The 14,853-nt window shown below is 70.7% G+C and carries 14 protein-coding genes; 5 read left to right on the forward strand and 9 right to left on the reverse strand.

All coding sequences use genetic code 11. The features are described from left to right. Positions 1-42: 42 nt before the first annotated feature. On the forward strand, positions 43-357 hold the full coding sequence (locus tag ABZ464_RS06700) for a PASTA domain-containing protein (protein WP_359271850.1): 315 nt from the start codon (positions 43-45) through the stop codon (positions 355-357). A 94-nt stretch (positions 358-451) separates the two neighbouring features. Here the strand turns inward: ABZ464_RS06700 and ABZ464_RS06705 are convergent, their stop codons facing one another. Genes ABZ464_RS06705 through ABZ464_RS06720 form a run of 4 tightly spaced genes read right to left on the reverse strand, consistent with a single transcriptional unit; the run spans position 452 to position 5,241 of the window. After that, positions 452-1,147, reverse strand: a complete 696-nt coding sequence (locus tag ABZ464_RS06705; protein WP_359271853.1) for a demethylmenaquinone methyltransferase — start codon at positions 1,145-1,147, stop codon at positions 452-454. A 44-nt stretch (positions 1,148-1,191) separates the two neighbouring features. After that, positions 1,192-2,517: an acyltransferase family protein gene (locus ABZ464_RS06710; protein WP_359271856.1), complete on the reverse strand. Its 1,326-nt coding sequence runs from the start codon at positions 2,515-2,517 to the stop codon at positions 1,192-1,194. Then, on the reverse strand, positions 2,514-4,928 hold the full coding sequence (locus ABZ464_RS06715) for a bifunctional polysaccharide deacetylase/glycosyltransferase family 2 protein (protein WP_359271859.1): 2,415 nt from the start codon (positions 4,926-4,928) through the stop codon (positions 2,514-2,516). The genes ABZ464_RS06710 and ABZ464_RS06715 overlap by 4 nt, the downstream gene beginning before the upstream one ends. 19 nt (positions 4,929-4,947) lie before the next feature. Then, positions 4,948-5,241: a hypothetical protein gene (locus ABZ464_RS06720; protein ID WP_359271861.1), complete on the reverse strand. Its 294-nt coding sequence runs from the start codon at positions 5,239-5,241 to the stop codon at positions 4,948-4,950. Between the two features lie 406 nt (positions 5,242-5,647). Here ABZ464_RS06720 and ABZ464_RS06725 point away from each other — a divergent pair, with 406 nt between their 5' ends. After that, entirely contained in the window at positions 5,648-6,685 is a 1,038-nt protein-coding gene (locus ABZ464_RS06725) for a chitinase (RefSeq protein WP_359271864.1), read from the forward strand. Between the two features lie 20 nt (positions 6,686-6,705). Here ABZ464_RS06725 and ABZ464_RS06730 read toward each other — a convergent pair whose 3' ends face one another. The 4 genes from ABZ464_RS06730 to ABZ464_RS06745 all read right to left on the reverse strand — a co-directional run bounded on the left by ABZ464_RS06730 (position 6,706) and on the right by ABZ464_RS06745 (position 11,124). Next, positions 6,706-7,365, reverse strand: coding sequence for a hypothetical protein (locus tag ABZ464_RS06730; protein WP_359271867.1), 660 nt, complete (start codon positions 7,363-7,365; stop codon positions 6,706-6,708). Positions 7,366-7,435: 70 nt separating this feature from the next. Then, positions 7,436-8,635 carry a cyclic dehypoxanthinyl futalosine synthase gene (gene mqnC, locus ABZ464_RS06735; protein WP_359271870.1) on the reverse strand — a complete coding sequence of 400 codons (1,200 nt, stop codon included), beginning with the start codon at positions 8,633-8,635 and terminating at the stop codon, positions 7,436-7,438. 73 nt (positions 8,636-8,708) lie between these two features. Continuing rightward, entirely contained in the window at positions 8,709-9,458 is a 750-nt protein-coding gene (locus tag ABZ464_RS06740; RefSeq protein WP_359271873.1) for an A24 family peptidase, read from the reverse strand. Positions 9,459-9,468: 10 nt separating this feature from the next. Next, on the reverse strand, positions 9,469-11,124 hold the full coding sequence (locus ABZ464_RS06745; RefSeq protein ID WP_359271876.1) for a serine/threonine-protein kinase: 1,656 nt from the start codon (positions 11,122-11,124) through the stop codon (positions 9,469-9,471). 231 nt (positions 11,125-11,355) lie between these two features. Here ABZ464_RS06745 and ABZ464_RS06750 point away from each other — a divergent pair, with 231 nt between their 5' ends. Beyond that, positions 11,356-12,552 (forward strand): kelch repeat-containing protein, encoded by a 1,197-nt coding sequence (locus ABZ464_RS06750; protein WP_359271879.1) that lies wholly within the window; start codon positions 11,356-11,358, stop codon positions 12,550-12,552. A gap of 13 nt (positions 12,553-12,565) precedes the next feature. Here the strand turns inward: ABZ464_RS06750 and ABZ464_RS06755 are convergent, their stop codons facing one another. Then, positions 12,566-13,414, reverse strand: a complete 849-nt coding sequence (locus ABZ464_RS06755; protein ID WP_359271882.1) for a menaquinone biosynthesis protein — start codon at positions 13,412-13,414, stop codon at positions 12,566-12,568. Positions 13,415-13,699: 285 nt separating this feature from the next. Here ABZ464_RS06755 and ABZ464_RS06760 point away from each other — a divergent pair, with 285 nt between their 5' ends. Both ABZ464_RS06760 and ABZ464_RS06765 read left to right on the forward strand, forming a co-directional pair. Next, on the forward strand, positions 13,700-13,903 hold the full coding sequence (locus tag ABZ464_RS06760; RefSeq protein ID WP_003974443.1) for a cold-shock protein: 204 nt from the start codon (positions 13,700-13,702) through the stop codon (positions 13,901-13,903). A gap of 266 nt (positions 13,904-14,169) precedes the next feature. After that, positions 14,170-14,850, forward strand: a complete 681-nt coding sequence (locus ABZ464_RS06765; RefSeq protein WP_359271885.1) for a methyltransferase domain-containing protein — start codon at positions 14,170-14,172, stop codon at positions 14,848-14,850. The last annotated feature ends 3 nt before the right edge of the window (positions 14,851-14,853 follow it).

A 14,853-nucleotide genomic window follows, 5' to 3' on the forward strand; every position in this document is an offset into this window, starting at 1 on the left:
CTGGGGGTGACATCTGTGCTCATACCACCCAAAACACCCGAAGTGCGTGTGCCACGGTTCGTCGGTCTGATGGCCGTGGACGCGCGCGAGACGGCCACGGCCCAGGGCGTGCTGCTGGCCTCGCCGGACCGGCCCGACTTCCACCGGGCCGTCGTCGACTACGTCGTACGGCAGTACCCGCCACCCGGGGTGGAGGTGCCGCGCGGGGCCGTCGTCACCGTGTGGTTCGACTTCGCCGAGGGCGAGGGCGGTGGAGGCGCGGGCGTACGGGAGCCGCGCGTGCCGAGACCGGGCGGAGGAGGACTGGAACGCGAACTGGACCACCCCAAGGACCCCTTCGAGCCCCTCGTGCTCTGACGGGGCCCCTGGCACCCTCCCTGAAGCCCCTCGGCCCCGACGCCCCCGGGCACCCTGCCTGAAGCCCCTCGGCCCCGACTGAGCCCCGGCCCGTTCAGGCCTGCTTGAAGCCTCGGTGGAGGGTCACCACGCCGCCCGTGAGGTTGCGCCAGGCCACCTGGGACCAGCCGGCCTTGCGCAGCAGCTCGGCGAGCGCGGGCTGGTCGGGCCAGGCGCGGATGGACTCGGCGAGGTAGACGTACGCGTCCGGGTTCGAGGAGACCGCGCGGGCCACCGGGGGCAGGGCGCGCATCAGGTACTCGGTGTAGACCGTGCGGAAGGGCGCCCAGGTCGGGTGCGAGAACTCGCAGATCACGACGCGTCCGCCGGGCCGGGTCACCCGGTACATCTCGCGCAGGGCCGCGTCGGTGTCCTGCACGTTGCGCAGGCCGAAGGAGATGGTGACGGCGTCGAAGGTGTCGTCCTTGAACGGCAGCCGGGTCGCGTCGCCGGCCGTGAAGGGCAGCCAGGTGTGCTTCTTCTTGCCGACCTGGAGCATGCCGAGGGAGAAGTCGCAGGGGACGACGTAGGCCCCCGTCGCCGCGAACGGCAGGGAGGAGGTGGCCGTGCCCGCGGCGAGGTCCAGGACCTTCTGCGCCGGGCGGGCGTCGACCGCCTTCGCGACCTCCTTGCGCCATCTGCGGTCCTGGCCGAGCGACAGCACGTCGTTCGTCAGGTCGTACCGTTCCGCCACGCGGTCGAACATCGAGGCGACTTCGTGGGGCTGCTTGTTCAGGGAAGCGCGGGTCACCTCGCCATTCTTGCAGCACGGCCCCGGCCGGCCGCAGGACACCCTCAGGGCAGCAGCCTCGGCTTCTTCTTCGCCGCCACGTCCTCCACCCACCCGGCCAGCAGGACGAAGAGCGCGATCAGCACCCAGCCGATGCCGAACATGAACCACTGGCTCTCCAGTGGCAGGTACGTCTCGAACGCCGGGACGTTCCAGAACTGGTCGATCAGCGGGACGGCGAGGATCAGGGCGATCTCGTGCCAGAGGTAGATCGTGACCGCGCGCGCGTTGAAGACGGTGACGATCCGGTTCGTGCGGCGGAAGCGGGTCAGCCACGCGAAGTCGATGCCGAAGTACGACTTCGCCCACATCAGCAGCAGCACACAGCCCGCCGACCAGAAGGCCTGCGCGAGGGGGTTCTCGTCCAGGTCGTAGGTGCCGAAGTCCGCCTGGTGGGCGAAGGCGTACCAGCCGCCGAAACCGACCGCGGCGAGCGAGAGCACCACCACGAGGGCCGGCTTCAGCTTCTGGAGCACCCCGTCGCGGTGCGCGAAGCCGAGCATCCAGCAGAAGAGGTACGTCGACAGGTCCCACAGGGCGCTGCCGAAGCGGTTGTCCGGACCCGCCCAGACGAAGTTCAGGACGAGGATCGGCGCGAGGGACAGCGCGAGGACCGGGAGGGGGGCCAGGCGGAAGGCCCGCAGCAGGAGCGGGGAGAGCAGGACGAACCAGAGGTAGGTGCGCAGGTACCAGAGGATCTCCCAGGCCTGCTCGCCCCAGGCGTTGCCCGGGGGGTCGCCCAGCGGGACGATCCAGTAGACGATCTCCCAGTTCGGCATCCAGTCGTGGATCAGCATCGCCAGGACGACGAAGACGCCCCAGAACCAGAAGGGCGGAAGGAGGCGGCGGAGCCGGCTCTTGATCACCTTCGGGGCCGGGCGCTCCAGGGACTTGGCCATGAGGGTGCCGGCCAGGCCGAACATGATCCCCATCGAGGGGAAGACCATGCCGGCCCAGGCCCAGCCGAAGGTGTGATAGGCGACGACCCTGATGAGGGCCAGGGCTCTGAGGGTGTCGAAGTACCGGTCTCTGGCGGGGGCCGCGGGCTTGGTCTCCTCAGGGGCGACGGCCTCGGCCGCCGGCTCCGGCTCCAGAACCGGCTCCAGAACCGGCTCCGGCTCCACCACCGGCAGGGGAGCCGTTGCCTCGGCGGCCGGCTGGGCGTACTCGGCGTACTGGGGCCCGTACTGGGGCCCGTACTGCGGCTCGTACTGCGGCCCGTACTGCGGCTCCTCATAGGAGTACGGGTACTGCGGCTGTTGTCCGTAGTCGTATCCGTAGCCGCCCTGCTGCTGGTCGTACCCGTACGCCTGCTGCTGTTCCCAGCTCATCCGCTCACCCCCGCCGGGGTGCCGACCTCGCCGGTCCGCTTCAGCTTCTGCCAGCGCAGACGGCCGCCGGTCAGGGCGGTGATGGAGGAGTGGATGAGGACGAGGTACATCATCTGGCGGTAGGCCAGCTGCTGCAGCGGCATCATCAGCAGGTAGCGGTACTTCTCGCGGTCGAGGCGGAAGGCGTACGCCGCGCAGGCCAGCTGGATGCCGAGGACCGCGAACCAGGCCAGCAGGGCCGCCTGGAAGTCGACGAAGATCATCGAGTAGACGGTGAACACGTCGATCAGCGGGGCGAAGACCGGCGTGACGATCTGGAAGAGCACGACCAGCGGCATGCCGACGCGGCCGAAGCGGCCCGAGGGGCCCTTGTCGGTCAGCGACTTGCGGTGCTTCCACAGCGCCTGCATGGTGCCGTAGGACCAGCGGTAGCGCTGCGACCACAGTTGCTTGAGCGAGCCGGGCGCCTCGGTCCAGGCCTTGGCGTGCTCCTGGTAGACGACCTGCCAGCCCGCGCGGTGCATGGCGATGGTGATGTCGGTGTCCTCGGCGAGGGTGTCCTCGCTCATGCCGCCGACCTCCAGGACGGCGTCGCGGCGGAACGCGCCGATCGCGCCGGGGATGGTCGGCATGCAGCGCAGCAGGTCGTACATACGCCGGTCGAGGTTGAAGCCCATCACGTACTCGATGTGCTGCCAGGCGCCGATGACGGTGTTGCGGTTGCCGACCTTGGCGTTGCCGGCGACCGCGCCGACCTTCGGGTCCGCGAACGGCTGCACCAGCTGGTGCACGGCGTCCGGCTCGAAGACGGTGTCACCGTCCATCATGATGACGATGTCGTAACTGGCGTTGCGGACACCGTTGTTGAGGGCGGCGGGCTTGCCCGCGTTCTCCTGCCGGATGACCCGGACGTTCCGCATGCCGAGCGAGGCGGCCGCGTCGCGCGCGATCTCGGAGGTGCCGTCCGTCGAGCCGTCGTCGACCACGATGATCTCGATCGGATGGGTGCTCTGCGCCAGCGACTGGAGGGTGTTGGCGATGCACTCCTTCTCGTTGTACGCCGGGACGATCACGCTCACCGGGCGGGTGATCGTGGGCCCCCAGCTGAAGCGGCGCTTGTTGCGCAGCCGGTAGTGGCGGCGGGCGAGGATGAGCATCATCCCGAACCGGCCCATGACGGCCACGCCCACGACCATCAGCCCCACGGACAGCGCCGGGACCGTCCACTCGGCGAGCGCGACCGCCCCGATGAGGGCCTTGCCCTCGTAGAGGGTGACTCCGGTGGCCTCGCGGTGGGCGGCCTGGAGGGGGTTGCGGACCGTCTCCGCGCCCGAACCGCCCCCGCTGTTGCCGATCCCGTTCCCGGACCCGTTCCCGTATCCGGCCCCGGACCCGTTCCCGTTCCCGTATCCGGTCCCGGCCCCGGTGCCCTCGCCGCTCGGCGCGCCACCGGGCTGCTGAACGGCCGACTGTCGGCCGCTCGCGCCGGCCGCGTCCGCGTTCTGCGCCCCCGCGTTCTGCCCGGTGTTCTGGTCCTCCAGGACCCCGCTGATGGTGGTGAAGGTGTAGCCCTTCGCCTTCATCTTCTTGATATACGTCGGCAGCGCCTTGATGGTCTGCGACCGCTCGCCGCCCGCGTCGTGGAAGAGCACCGAGGCGCCCTCGCCGTCGTCCGGCGTGGCCCACTTGATGATCTTCGAGACGCCCGGCTTCTTCCAGTCGTCGCTGTCGGTGTCGACGAAGACGCTGGTGTAGCCGTCCGCGCCGAGCTCCTTGTAGACGGGCCAGCTGTAGTTGTCGATGGCGTCGGTCTCGGAGGAGTACGGGGCGCGGAAGAGCGTGGTGGTGATGCCGGCCGCGCCCGCGAGCGCGAGCTGGGTCTGCTCCATCTCACGGTCGACGCGGGCGTCGCTCTGGTACGAGAGGTCGACGTGGGTGAAGGTGTGGATGCCCACCTCGTTGCCCTGCTCGACCATCGTCTTCACGATGCTCGGGTAGCGGGAGACCATCGAGCCCACGACGAAGAACGTGCCGGGTACGTCGTACTCCTCGAGGATCTTCAGGACCTTCGGCGTCCAGGTCGGGTTGGGGCCGTCGTCGAAGGTGAGCGCGATCGTCTTGTCCGGGACGGACACCGTCTTCGCCTGGCCGCCCCGGAAGGTGAGGATCGGGCCGCCGTCGAGGACCTTGTCCGGGACCTTGCTGGAGCTGGCGCCGGTGCGCACCCGCTGGTCGCCGCCGACCTCGGCGCGCAGATAGCCGTCGAGCAGCATCACGCTGGTCAGCGCGAGCAGAAGCAGCAGGGCGAGGATGACGCGCGGTTTCTGCAGCGCCGCGGCCTTGCCCGCCGCCCGTTTCATACGGGTGGGGGCGCGGCGGCGCCCGCGGGAGGGTGTCGTCGTCGTGGTCATGGCGGTGGTTGCGGTCCCGTCAGTTGGCGGAGGCGGAGGCGGACGGGGAGGCGGTGCCGGTGGGCAGCGAGGAGCGGCCGGCGCCGCCCGGACCGCCCACCTCGTAGCCCACGCCCCCGTTGGGGCGGATGCCGCCGGAAGGGCCCTGTCGGTTCTGGCCGCCACCGCCGAACGGCAGCAGCGAGGACGGGGTGAGGGAGGTGCCCCAGCCCATGAAGGCCGCGCCGAGAACGGTCGCGTAGGCGAGGCAGCCGACACCCAGGAGGATGCCGATGCGTCGCAGCAGCTTGGACCTGCGTCCGGAGTTGTCCACGAACACGGGACCGTCTGCGGCGTTGCCCCCGCGTTTGCGACGGCGACCGCGAACGGCGTCATGACTATCGACGGCAGGCTCGGAAGACTCGGAATGCATTCCTCGGATATTAGGGAGTCTTTATGTGCCGGGAACCCCGAAATCCATGTGAGAGACCCATGAGAAACCCCTTAACCTGTCTCTTTCCTGAGAGTCTCCCGGAAAGCCTGCGCGAACCGCGCTCAATAGGGGAGGGTTGAATGCCCCTCTTGCGGGGGTGATTGTCCGTTTTTGCCGTGCCGTGTCCGTGAGGACCCTGTACGTTCACTGTTCAAAATTTGTGCGGCTTCATGTGAGACATTTTCCCTTGGAATACGTACTCCTATTTTCCCCTGAGACGCAAATCACGAGAGCGGGTGCATGCCAAATGAGGAGTTTCCTGAAGCCGATGGCGGGGCTCAGTTGCCTGTTTGCCCTGGCCACGGCGGGGTGCTCCGCGGGGTCCGACGGCACGTCGGACGCGGCACCCGAGCCGCCCGGACGCAGCACGTCGTCGCCGTCCGCGAGCGCCTCGGAGGAGGCTTCCTCCAGTACGTCCTACGCGCCGTACGTCAGTGCGTCGGACGCCTCCGACAACGACGCGTCGGGGTCGCCCGTGACGTACAACCTGGCCTTCGTGATCTCCGACGGCAGCAGCTGTACACCGGAGTGGAACGGCGCGGAGGCCATCGACGACTCGGCGGTCACGTCCCGTATCTCGGCGCTCACCGATTCCGGCGCCACGGTCCGCGTCTCCTTCGGCGGGGCCTCGGGCAAGGAGCTGGCGTCGACCTGCGACAGCGCGTCGGCGCTGGCCACGGCGTACGGCGAGGCCCTCGACGCGGCCGGCTCCACCCAGGCGGACTTCGACATCGAGGGCGACGAGCTGACCGACTCCGACTCGGTCGCCCTGCGCTCGAAGGCGATCGCCCTGCTCCAGGAGGACCGGTCCGACCTGGAGGTCTCCTTCACCCTCCCGGTGATGCCGTCGGGGCTGGACGACGACGGGCTGGCGCTGCTGGAGTCCGCGAACAAGTACGACGTGCAGGTCTCCACGGTCAATCTGATGACGATGAACTACGGCGAGTCGTACACCGGGGACATGGGCTCGTACGCGATCACCTCGGCGAAGGCGGCGCAGGAGCAGTTGCGGGACGTCTTCGGGACGTCGGACGAGACCGCGTGGAAGGGGATGGCGCTCACGTCGATGATCGGCACGAATGACGTGGACAACGAGACGTTCACGTTGTCCGACGCGGCTCAGGTGCGGGAGTTCGCGGAGGAGAAGGGGATCGCGTGGGTGTCGATGTGGGCGACGTTCCGGGATCAGCAGTGTGAGGACGGGACGGACACGGATGATGCGCTGACCAATTGCAGTGGGGTTTCGCAGAGTTCGGGGGCGTTCGCGGAGGCGTTCTCGGGGTAGGCGGGGAAAGGAAAAGCCAACTACCTGGACCGGTAGAGCAATCTGCCTTCGATCACCGTCGCCACGCAGCTCGAGGCGCCCTTCGCCGTCAGGGTCGCCTCGTCCGCCGCGTCGAAGACCGCCAGGTCGGCGCGGGCGCCCACCTCCAGGGGGCCGTGGACGGTGCCCGCCAGGTCGTAGCCCTCGGCGAAGGGGTCGAGGTCGGGGCGGTCGCCCAGGAGCATGCCGGGGGCGCCCGTGACGGGGACGACGCGCAGGCCGGAGCGGGCCACCGCCTGCGCCACCAGGGGGTCGGTGAAGCGGGCGCCCGGGGAGGCCAGTGCCGTCGTGCCGTGGCTCAGCATCCGCTGCAGGCCGCGCCGGATGCTGCCCGACCAGCGGGTCTCGGTCAGCTCCAGGGCGGTCAACCGCTCGCCCCACAGCGGGAGGTCGCCGAGTTCGTCGTACTCGCGCGGGTCGGGGTGGTAGCAGCGGCGCAGCAGCCACAGGCCGTGCCACTGGCGCAGTCCGGGGGTGAGGACGCCGGGCCAGCGGCGGACGCGGGCGCCCGGGGCCGCGGCGGCGACCTCGTCGTACGGCCCGATGGCCGCGATCCGGCCGCCGTCCACGGCGACGGCGCCGTCCGGGACGGGTGCCGCGCCGACCGGCAGGACCAGGGGCGCGGCGTGGATCGTCGGCATGCGCGGGCCAAGAACTCTCTCGAAGGCGGCGGCTCGAAGACGGCGGCTCGAAGGCGTCGGTCGAAAGACGTCAGTTGGAAGCGAGCAGCTTCAACTCGGGGTGGGCCGTGCCGCCTTCGATGGCCGTCGAGGAGATGTGGGACATCACGCGCTCGTCGACGGGGTCGTTCGCGGGGTCGTCGTGGACGACGAGGTGCTCGTACGTGGTGGAGCGCTGGGCGGGGACGCGGCCCGCCTTGCGGATCAGGTCGATGATCTCCAGCCGGTTGGAGCGGTGCTTGGCGCCGGCCGAGGAGACGACGTTCTCCTCCAGCATGATCGAGCCGAGGTCGTCCGCGCCGTAGTGCAGGGAGAGCTGGCCGACCTCCTTGCCGGTGGTGAGCCACGAGCCCTGGATGTGCCGGATGTTGTCCATGAACAGCCGCGCGATGGCGATCATCCGCAGGTACTCGAAGAGGGTCGCCTGCGTGCGGCCCTTCAGATGGTTGTTCTCGGGCTGGTAGGTGTACGGGATGAAGGCGCGGAAGCCACCCGTCCGGTCCTGTACCTCGCGGATCATCCGCAGGTGCTCGATGCGCTCGGCGTTGGTCTCGCCGGTGCCCATGAGCATGGTGGACGTGGACTCGACGCCCAGCCGGTGGGCGGTCTCCATGATCTCCAGCCAGCGCTCGCCGGACTCCTTGAGGGGCGCGATGGCCTTGCGGGGGCGTGCGGGGAGCAGTTCCGCGCCCGCACCGGCGAACGAGTCGAGACCGGCCGCGTGGATGCGGGTGATGGCCTCCTCGACCGACACCCCGGAGATCCGGGCCATGTGCTCGACCTCGGAGGCGCCCAGCGAGTGGATCACCAGCTGGGGGTAGGCCTCCTTGATGGCGGAGAAGTGCTTCTCGTAGTACTCGACGCCGTAGTCGGGGTGGTGGCCGCCCTGGAACATGATCTGGGTGCCGCCGAGTTCGACGGTCTCGGCGCAGCGGCGCAGGATGTCGTCGAGGTCACGGGTCCAGCCCTTGGCCTGGTCCTTGGGGGCCGCGTAGAAGGCGCAGAACTTGCACGCGGTGACGCACACGTTCGTGTAGTTGATGTTCCGCTCGATGATGTACGTCGCGATGTGCTCGGTTCCGGCGTACTTGCGGCGGCGTACGGCGTCGGCGGCGGCGCCCAGGGCGTGCAGGGGCGCGTCGCGGTAGAGGTCGAGCGCCTCCTCCGGGGTGATCCGCCCGCCCTCGGCGGCACGGTCGAGCACAGACTGGAGGTCGGCCTTCTCGGTCACCGGAAGCGTCCCTTTCGTCAAGGGGTGAGGACGGACCGAACCAGCCTACGCCAGCGCTTTCCCGCACCTCGCCTCAGGCCGCGTACGCGCCGATCAGCACCCCCGCGAAGGCTCCCGTGAGCATGAAGGGGCCGAAGGGGACGGTGGTACGGCGGGTGGCGCGGCCGGTGAGGGCGAGGGCGAGGCCGTAGAGGGCTCCGAGGCCGAAGGCGGCGAGGGTGCCGAGCATGAGGGTCGGCCAGCCGTACCAGCCGAGGACGGCACCGGTCGCGAGGGCCAGTTTCACGTCGCCGAAGGCCAGTCCGGCCGGGTTGAGCAGGTGCAGGAGGAGGTGGCCGACGGCGAGGGCCAAGGAGCCGAGGAGGGCCGTCGTCCAGCGTCCGGCGTGTTCGGGGAGCAGGGCGGTCCCGCCGAGGAGGGCCAGGGCGACGGCCGCGAGGGGCAGGGTGAGGGGGTCGGGCAGGCGCTGGACCCGTACGTCGACGACCGCCAGGAGCACCCCCGCCGGCGCCAGCAGCAGCCAGACGGCCAGTTCGGGGCGGTTTCCGGTGGCCGCGGCGAGCGCCGCGCAGAGGAGCGCGGTGACGGTGGGGAGGAGGAGTGCGCCGGGGGCGTACGACATCCCGGGGCACCCTCCGCATCCGGCGCGCCCGAGCCAGCCGCGCACCGGGTGTCCCTCGGGGCAGGTGGCGTACCACCCCTCGTCCGCCCGCTCCGCCGGTACCGAGAAGCGGTACGCCGGTCTCGGCAGGAGCGTCCCCGCCAGGGCGCCCCACAGGGCGGCGACGAGGATCAGGGTGAGGGGGCCGGGAGGTGTGGGCATCGCTTATCCTCTACCCCACCTTGGACAGGCGGGCCGTCGGGTTGCCCTCCGCGCTGCTGTCCGAGGTGTAGGTGAGGTCGTCGCCGGTCGGGGTGAAGCGGATCGTGTGGGGGGCGGGGTTGCAGCCGGAGTGGTTGGACTTCGCGCCCACCGAGTCGGCGACCACCTCCTTGGCCGTCACCTTCTTCAGCGTCAGCACGTCCACACAGACGCCGCCGAGGACGTCGGTCTGCCGCAGTTCGCCCACCTTCGCGCCCACCGCGGCCTGACGCAGGGTCACCCGGAACGTGCCCATGGGGAGCGTGCCGCCGAGACCGGTGCCCTCGCCCTCCCAGGTGCCGGCGTAACGGGCCGGCAGGGCGCCGGTCGCCTCGCCGTCCACCGCGCTCGACGCGGCCGTGGGCGCCGCGGAGTACGCGCCGCTCCCGGCGTCGGAGTTCATGTCGTCGCCCGGCAGCAGGTCGAACACGAACACCGAGCCGACCGTCACCGCCGCCAGCGCGCCCGCCACCGCCAGGGCGACAGTGCAGCTCAGACGCCGTCCGCGCCCGTCCTCCCCCGGCGCCGCCGCGGCCGACACGGTGACGGACATCTTCCCGGGACGCTCGCCGCCGTCCGTCCGGCTCGGCACGGGCGCGTCCACCGGTGTCACCGGGACGGCGTCCATCACCGGCGGCGGCCCGAACTCCCCCGCGCTCACCGGCCGCTCGGCCGCCACGGCCACCCGGCTGAACTCCACCGGCCCGGAAGCCGTCTCCTGCGCCCCCGTCGCCTCCAGATTCAGCAGTTGTACGGCGCTCCGCCCCACCTGTTCCACCAGCGCACCCGGCAGCCACCCGCCGGCCATCAGCCGCGCCGCCCCTTCCGGAGCGAGCCGCCGGGCCAGTTCGCCGGGGGCCGGCCGGGCCGAGGGGTCCTTGGCGAGGCAGTCCTCGACGGCCTCCCGCAGCAGCCCCGGCTCCAGCTCGCCGAGCGCGGGTTCCTCGTGGACGACCTTGTAGAGCAGGGCGGCCGAGGAGTCGCCGGGGAAGGGCGGTGCGCCGGTCGCCGCGTACGCCAGCACCGCGCCGAAGGAGAAGACGTCGGCCGCGCCGGACACGCCCCGGCCGAGGATCTGTTCGGGGGCCATGTAGCCGGGCGAGCCGACCGAGACGCCGGTCGAGGTGAGCGAGGCCGTGCCGTCGGTCGCGCGGGCGATGCCGAAGTCGATGAGCAGCGGGCCGTCCACGGTGAGCAGCACGTTGGACGGCTTCACGTCCCGGTGCACCAGCCCCAGGTCGTGCACGGCCGCCAGCGCCTCGGCGAGCCCCGCGCCGAGCGCCCGCACGGTGTGCTCGGGCAGCGGGCCGTGCGCGGCGACGGCCGCGGCGAGCGAGGGGCCGGCCGCGTAGGCCGTCGCGACCCAGGGCACGGTCGCCTCCGGGTCGGCGTCCAGCACCGGCGCGGTCCAGGCGCCGCCGACCCGGCGGGCGGCCTCGACCTCGCGCCGGAAGCGGGCGCGGAACTCGTCGTCGAGCGCGAGGTGCGGATGCACGATCTTCACCGCGACCGTGCGGCCCCCGGCGCTGCGGCCGAGATAGACCCTGCCCATCCCACCGGAACCGAGCCGGCCGAGCAGCCGGTAGGGCCCGACGGCTGTGGGTTCGTCGGCTCCGAGCGGCTGCATGACGTTCCCCTTCCCCCGCCTGTGCATGAGGTCGCATATGCATTAGGTCGTATAAGCGATTCATCGTCTTGCTCTGACAACACCCGGGGCCATGCTGGCACTGATCCTGACGGACAGTCGCCGGTACGGAAGGACAGAGCAGCAGTGAAGATCCTGAGAAGACCCGCCCCGCCCGGGCGTTCACCCCGGCGTTCACCCGGACGTCGGCTCCTGGTCGCCGTCCTGACACCGTTGTTCGCCCTCACACCCACCGTGGCGAGCGCGCAGGGCGCGTGGTTGACGCTGGAGGACCTGGGGACGCCCCGTTCCCGACTGGCCGCGGCGACCGCGCCGTGCCCCGGCGGCGGCGCCGGCCACAAGGGCGAGCGCAGCTGTGTGTACGCGATCGGCGGCACCGTCGACGGCACCAACGGGGTGAGCACGGTCCAGGCCTACGACCCCGCCACCAACACCTGGCTCACCGTGGCCTCGCTCACCACCCCCCGCCGCGACCTGGCGGCCGCCACCGCACCCTGCCCCGGCAGCCGCGGCGAACACCACGGCACCGGCGGGCAGGGCGACATCGGTGGCCAGAACAACGGCGGCGGCCAGGGCAACAACAACGCATCCGGCAACACCGGCGACCACCGCGACGACCGCGACGCCACCTGCGTGTACGCCATCGGCGGCTCCACCAACGGCACCACCCCCCTCGACACCGTCGAGGCCTACAACCCCGCCACCAACACCTGGTCGTCCGTGACGCGCCTGAACACCGCGCGCACCGATCTCGCCGGGACGGCCGCCCCCTGCCCGAGGAACGCCCCGGGCCTCAAGGGCATCTGCGTGTACGCGATCGGCGGCACCGGCGGGAACGGCGCCGTGCTCGGCTCGGTCGAGGTCTACAGCCCCGAGAAGAACCGGTGGGTGACCCTGGATCAGGGCCTGCCGACCCCCCGCAGCGGACTGGCCGCGGCCACCGCCCTGTGCCCCGCCGTCGTCGTCGGACGCAAGGAGGCCTGTGTGTACGCCGTCGGGGGCGGCACCACCGACGATCAGCGCCGCCGGGTGGAGGTCTTCCTCCCCGTGGCCGGCGTCTGGGCGACCCTGCCCAGCCTGCCCACCGCACGCGACGGACTCGCGGCAGCCGGGGCGCCCTGCCCCCGGGAGAAGGCCGTGAGCTGCGTCTACGCGATCGGCGGCAATGTCCCCGGCACCACCACCGCGCTCGGCACGACAGAGACGTACGACCCGGCCGGCAACGTCTGGGCGACGCTGCCCCCGCTGCCCACCCCCCGCACCCAGCTCGCCGCGACCGGCGCCCCGTGCCCCGACGACCTGCGCCGCCACTGCGTCTACGCGATCGGCGGCGAGAGGGCGGCCACCACGCTGCGGACCCCGGCGATCACACGACTCGCCACGGTGGAGGCCTTCGACATCGACCAGTGACCCCCGCGGCCCCTCACGGCCGCAGCAGTTCCACCGCCACGTCCGCCGGGAAGCCCGTGCTCGGCCCCACCCGGCGGGCGAACTCCGCGACCGCGTTCAACTGGGGGGCGCCGAAGCGGAAGTCGAGGGTGGTGAAGTAGCGCTCCAGGACCCGCTCGTCGAAGGCCTCCCAGCGGGCCGCCTGCTCGGCCACCTTGCCGACCTCCTCCAGGGAGAGGTTGCGGGAGGCGAGGAAGGCCTGGTGGACCTCGCGGGTGATCACCGGCTGCCGTTCCAGATAGTCCCGGCGGGCCGCCCAGACGGCGAAGACGAACGGCAGCCCGGTCCACTCCTTCCAGAGCGTGCCGAGATCGTGCACCTGGAGGCCGTAGCGCGGCCCGTCGAGCAGGTTGGCCCGCAGCGCCGCGTCGCCGATGAGTACGGCCGCCTCCGCCTCCTGCATCATCAGGCTGAGGTCGGGCGGGCACGTGTAGTAGTCGGGCTGCACGCCGAAACGATCCGCCAGCAGCAGCTGGGCCAGGCGCACGGAGGTGCGGGAGGTGGAGCCGAGGGCGACGCGCGCCCCGTCCAGCTCGTCCAGCGGGACCTGCGAGACGATCACGCAGGACATGACCGGGCCGTCGCAGCCGACCGCGATGTCGGGGAAGGCGACCAGGTCGTCGGCGTTCCTGAGGAACTCGACGAGCGTGATGGGCCCGATGTCGAGGTCCCCCTGCACCAGCTTCTCGCTGAGCTTCTCCGGGGTGTCCTTGGTGAGCTCGAAGTCGAGGAGCGTGCCCGTCCTGGCGAGGCCCCAGTACAGGGGCAGGCAGTTCAGGAACTGGATGTGGCCTACGCGCGGCCGGGTGCGAGAATTGTCCACATCGCGAGACTAGACCCGGAGGAGTACCCTTCGAACTCCGACCCCCCGGGTCAACCCCTTCACCGGTTGTTCAAACATCCGGGTGACGTGATCTTGACCCCTATTGCTTTCGGCTGCCCGCATGCTAGGCTCGCCGCAAGTTGCAGTTTGGTTTCCCTTGCAGTACAGAGCCTGCGGAGCATGTAACCGCGGGCTCTTGACATTTTCAGACGTATGCATTGTGCGGCACTGCTTTCACCTTGCAGGTTCTGGAGCAGGGCAACCCTTTGGGCCCAAGGAGGGCTTATGGCTACCGGAACCGTGAAGTGGTTCAACGCCGAAAAGGGCTTTGGCTTCATCGCCCAGGAAGGCGGCGGCCCCGACGTCTTCGTCCACTACTCCGCGATCAACGCGCAGGGCTTCCGTTCCCTCGAGGAGAACCAGCAGGTCTCCTTCGATGTGACGCAGGGCCCGAAGGGTCCGCAGGCGGAGAACGTCACCCCCGTGTGACGATCGTCCCTGTGATCGCAGCCTGAAAGCAGTACCCAAGGAGCCCCGCGCCATCCGGCACGGGGCTCCTGCCTTTCCCGGTGAATTTCCGGTGAATTACACGTGCCGCCATTCGTCCCCGCCAGGCCACTCGTCAGGGTGACACGCGGGGTGATGTGCTGCGGACGGTGCGGGCGATGGCGGCGATAGGCGGCGATAGGCGCGATGGCCGGAAAGCACCGCCGAGCGGCCGCCATTGTCAGTGGCGTTGGCTAGGGTCCGCGCTCATGACCGACGCCATCGACACCACAGCCACCACCGCCGTCTCCCCGGACTTCGTCAACGCCACCCGCACCTTCTACGACGCCATCGCCGAGGACTACGCCGAGCGCTACCGCGACGAGCTGGTGGCGAGGCCGCTGGAGCGGGCCGTGCTCACGGCGTACGCCGACCTCGTCGGCCCCGGCGGCCGGGTGGCGGACCTGGGGTGCGGGCCCGGCCGGACGACGGGGTTCCTCGCCCGCAGGGGACTCGACGTCTTCGGGCTGGACCTGTCGGAGTCGATGCTGGCGATCGCGCGGCGCGAGAACCCCGGGATCCGCTTCGAGCAGGGTTCGATGCTGAAACTGGACCTGCCCGACGGGCAGCTGGCCGGGGTGCTCTCCTTCTACTCCTCCATCCACACCCCGTGGGACGAGCTGCCCGCCCTCTTCGCCGAGTTCCACCGGGTGCTCGCGCCCGGAAGCCCGCTCCTCCTCGGCTTCCAGGTGGGCGACGAACCCCGGCACTTCGATCAGCCCTGGGGCCACCCGGTGGCCCTGAGCTTCCTGCGCCGGCGCCCGGAGCCGATGACCGAGCTGCTGACGGCGGCCGGGTTCGTCCCGCTGTCGTGCACGGTACGGCAGCCGGAGGCCGACCTCGGCGAGACGACCCCGCACGCCTTCCTGATCCTGCGCAAGGCCGGCTGACGG

Source organism: Streptomyces sp. NPDC005820 (assembly GCF_040630255.1).
Classification (GTDB): Bacteria; Actinomycetota; Actinomycetes; order Streptomycetales; family Streptomycetaceae; genus Streptomyces.

What these genes read in the sequence shown, in the direction of transcription:
- ABZ464_RS06740 (WP_359271873.1), bottom strand. Translation starts at nt 9,458, where the DNA reads ATGCCCACACCTCCCGGCCCCCTCACCCTGATCCTCGTCGCCGCCCTG.
- ABZ464_RS06715 (WP_359271859.1), bottom strand. Translation starts at nt 4,928, where the DNA reads ATGACCACGACGACGACACCCTCCCGCGGGCGCCGCCGCGCCCCCACC.
- ABZ464_RS06725 (WP_359271864.1), top strand. Translation starts at nt 5,648, where the DNA reads ATGAGGAGTTTCCTGAAGCCGATGGCGGGGCTCAGTTGCCTGTTTGCC.
- ABZ464_RS06760 (WP_003974443.1), top strand. Translation starts at nt 13,700, where the DNA reads ATGGCTACCGGAACCGTGAAGTGGTTCAACGCCGAAAAGGGCTTTGGC.
- ABZ464_RS06745 (WP_359271876.1), bottom strand. Translation starts at nt 11,124, where the DNA reads ATGCAGCCGCTCGGAGCCGACGAACCCACAGCCGTCGGGCCCTACCGG.
- ABZ464_RS06710 (WP_359271856.1), bottom strand. Translation starts at nt 2,517, where the DNA reads ATGAGCTGGGAACAGCAGCAGGCGTACGGGTACGACCAGCAGCAGGGC.
- ABZ464_RS06765 (WP_359271885.1), top strand. Translation starts at nt 14,170, where the DNA reads ATGACCGACGCCATCGACACCACAGCCACCACCGCCGTCTCCCCGGAC.
- ABZ464_RS06730 (WP_359271867.1), bottom strand. Translation starts at nt 7,365, where the DNA reads ATGCCGACGATCCACGCCGCGCCCCTGGTCCTGCCGGTCGGCGCGGCA.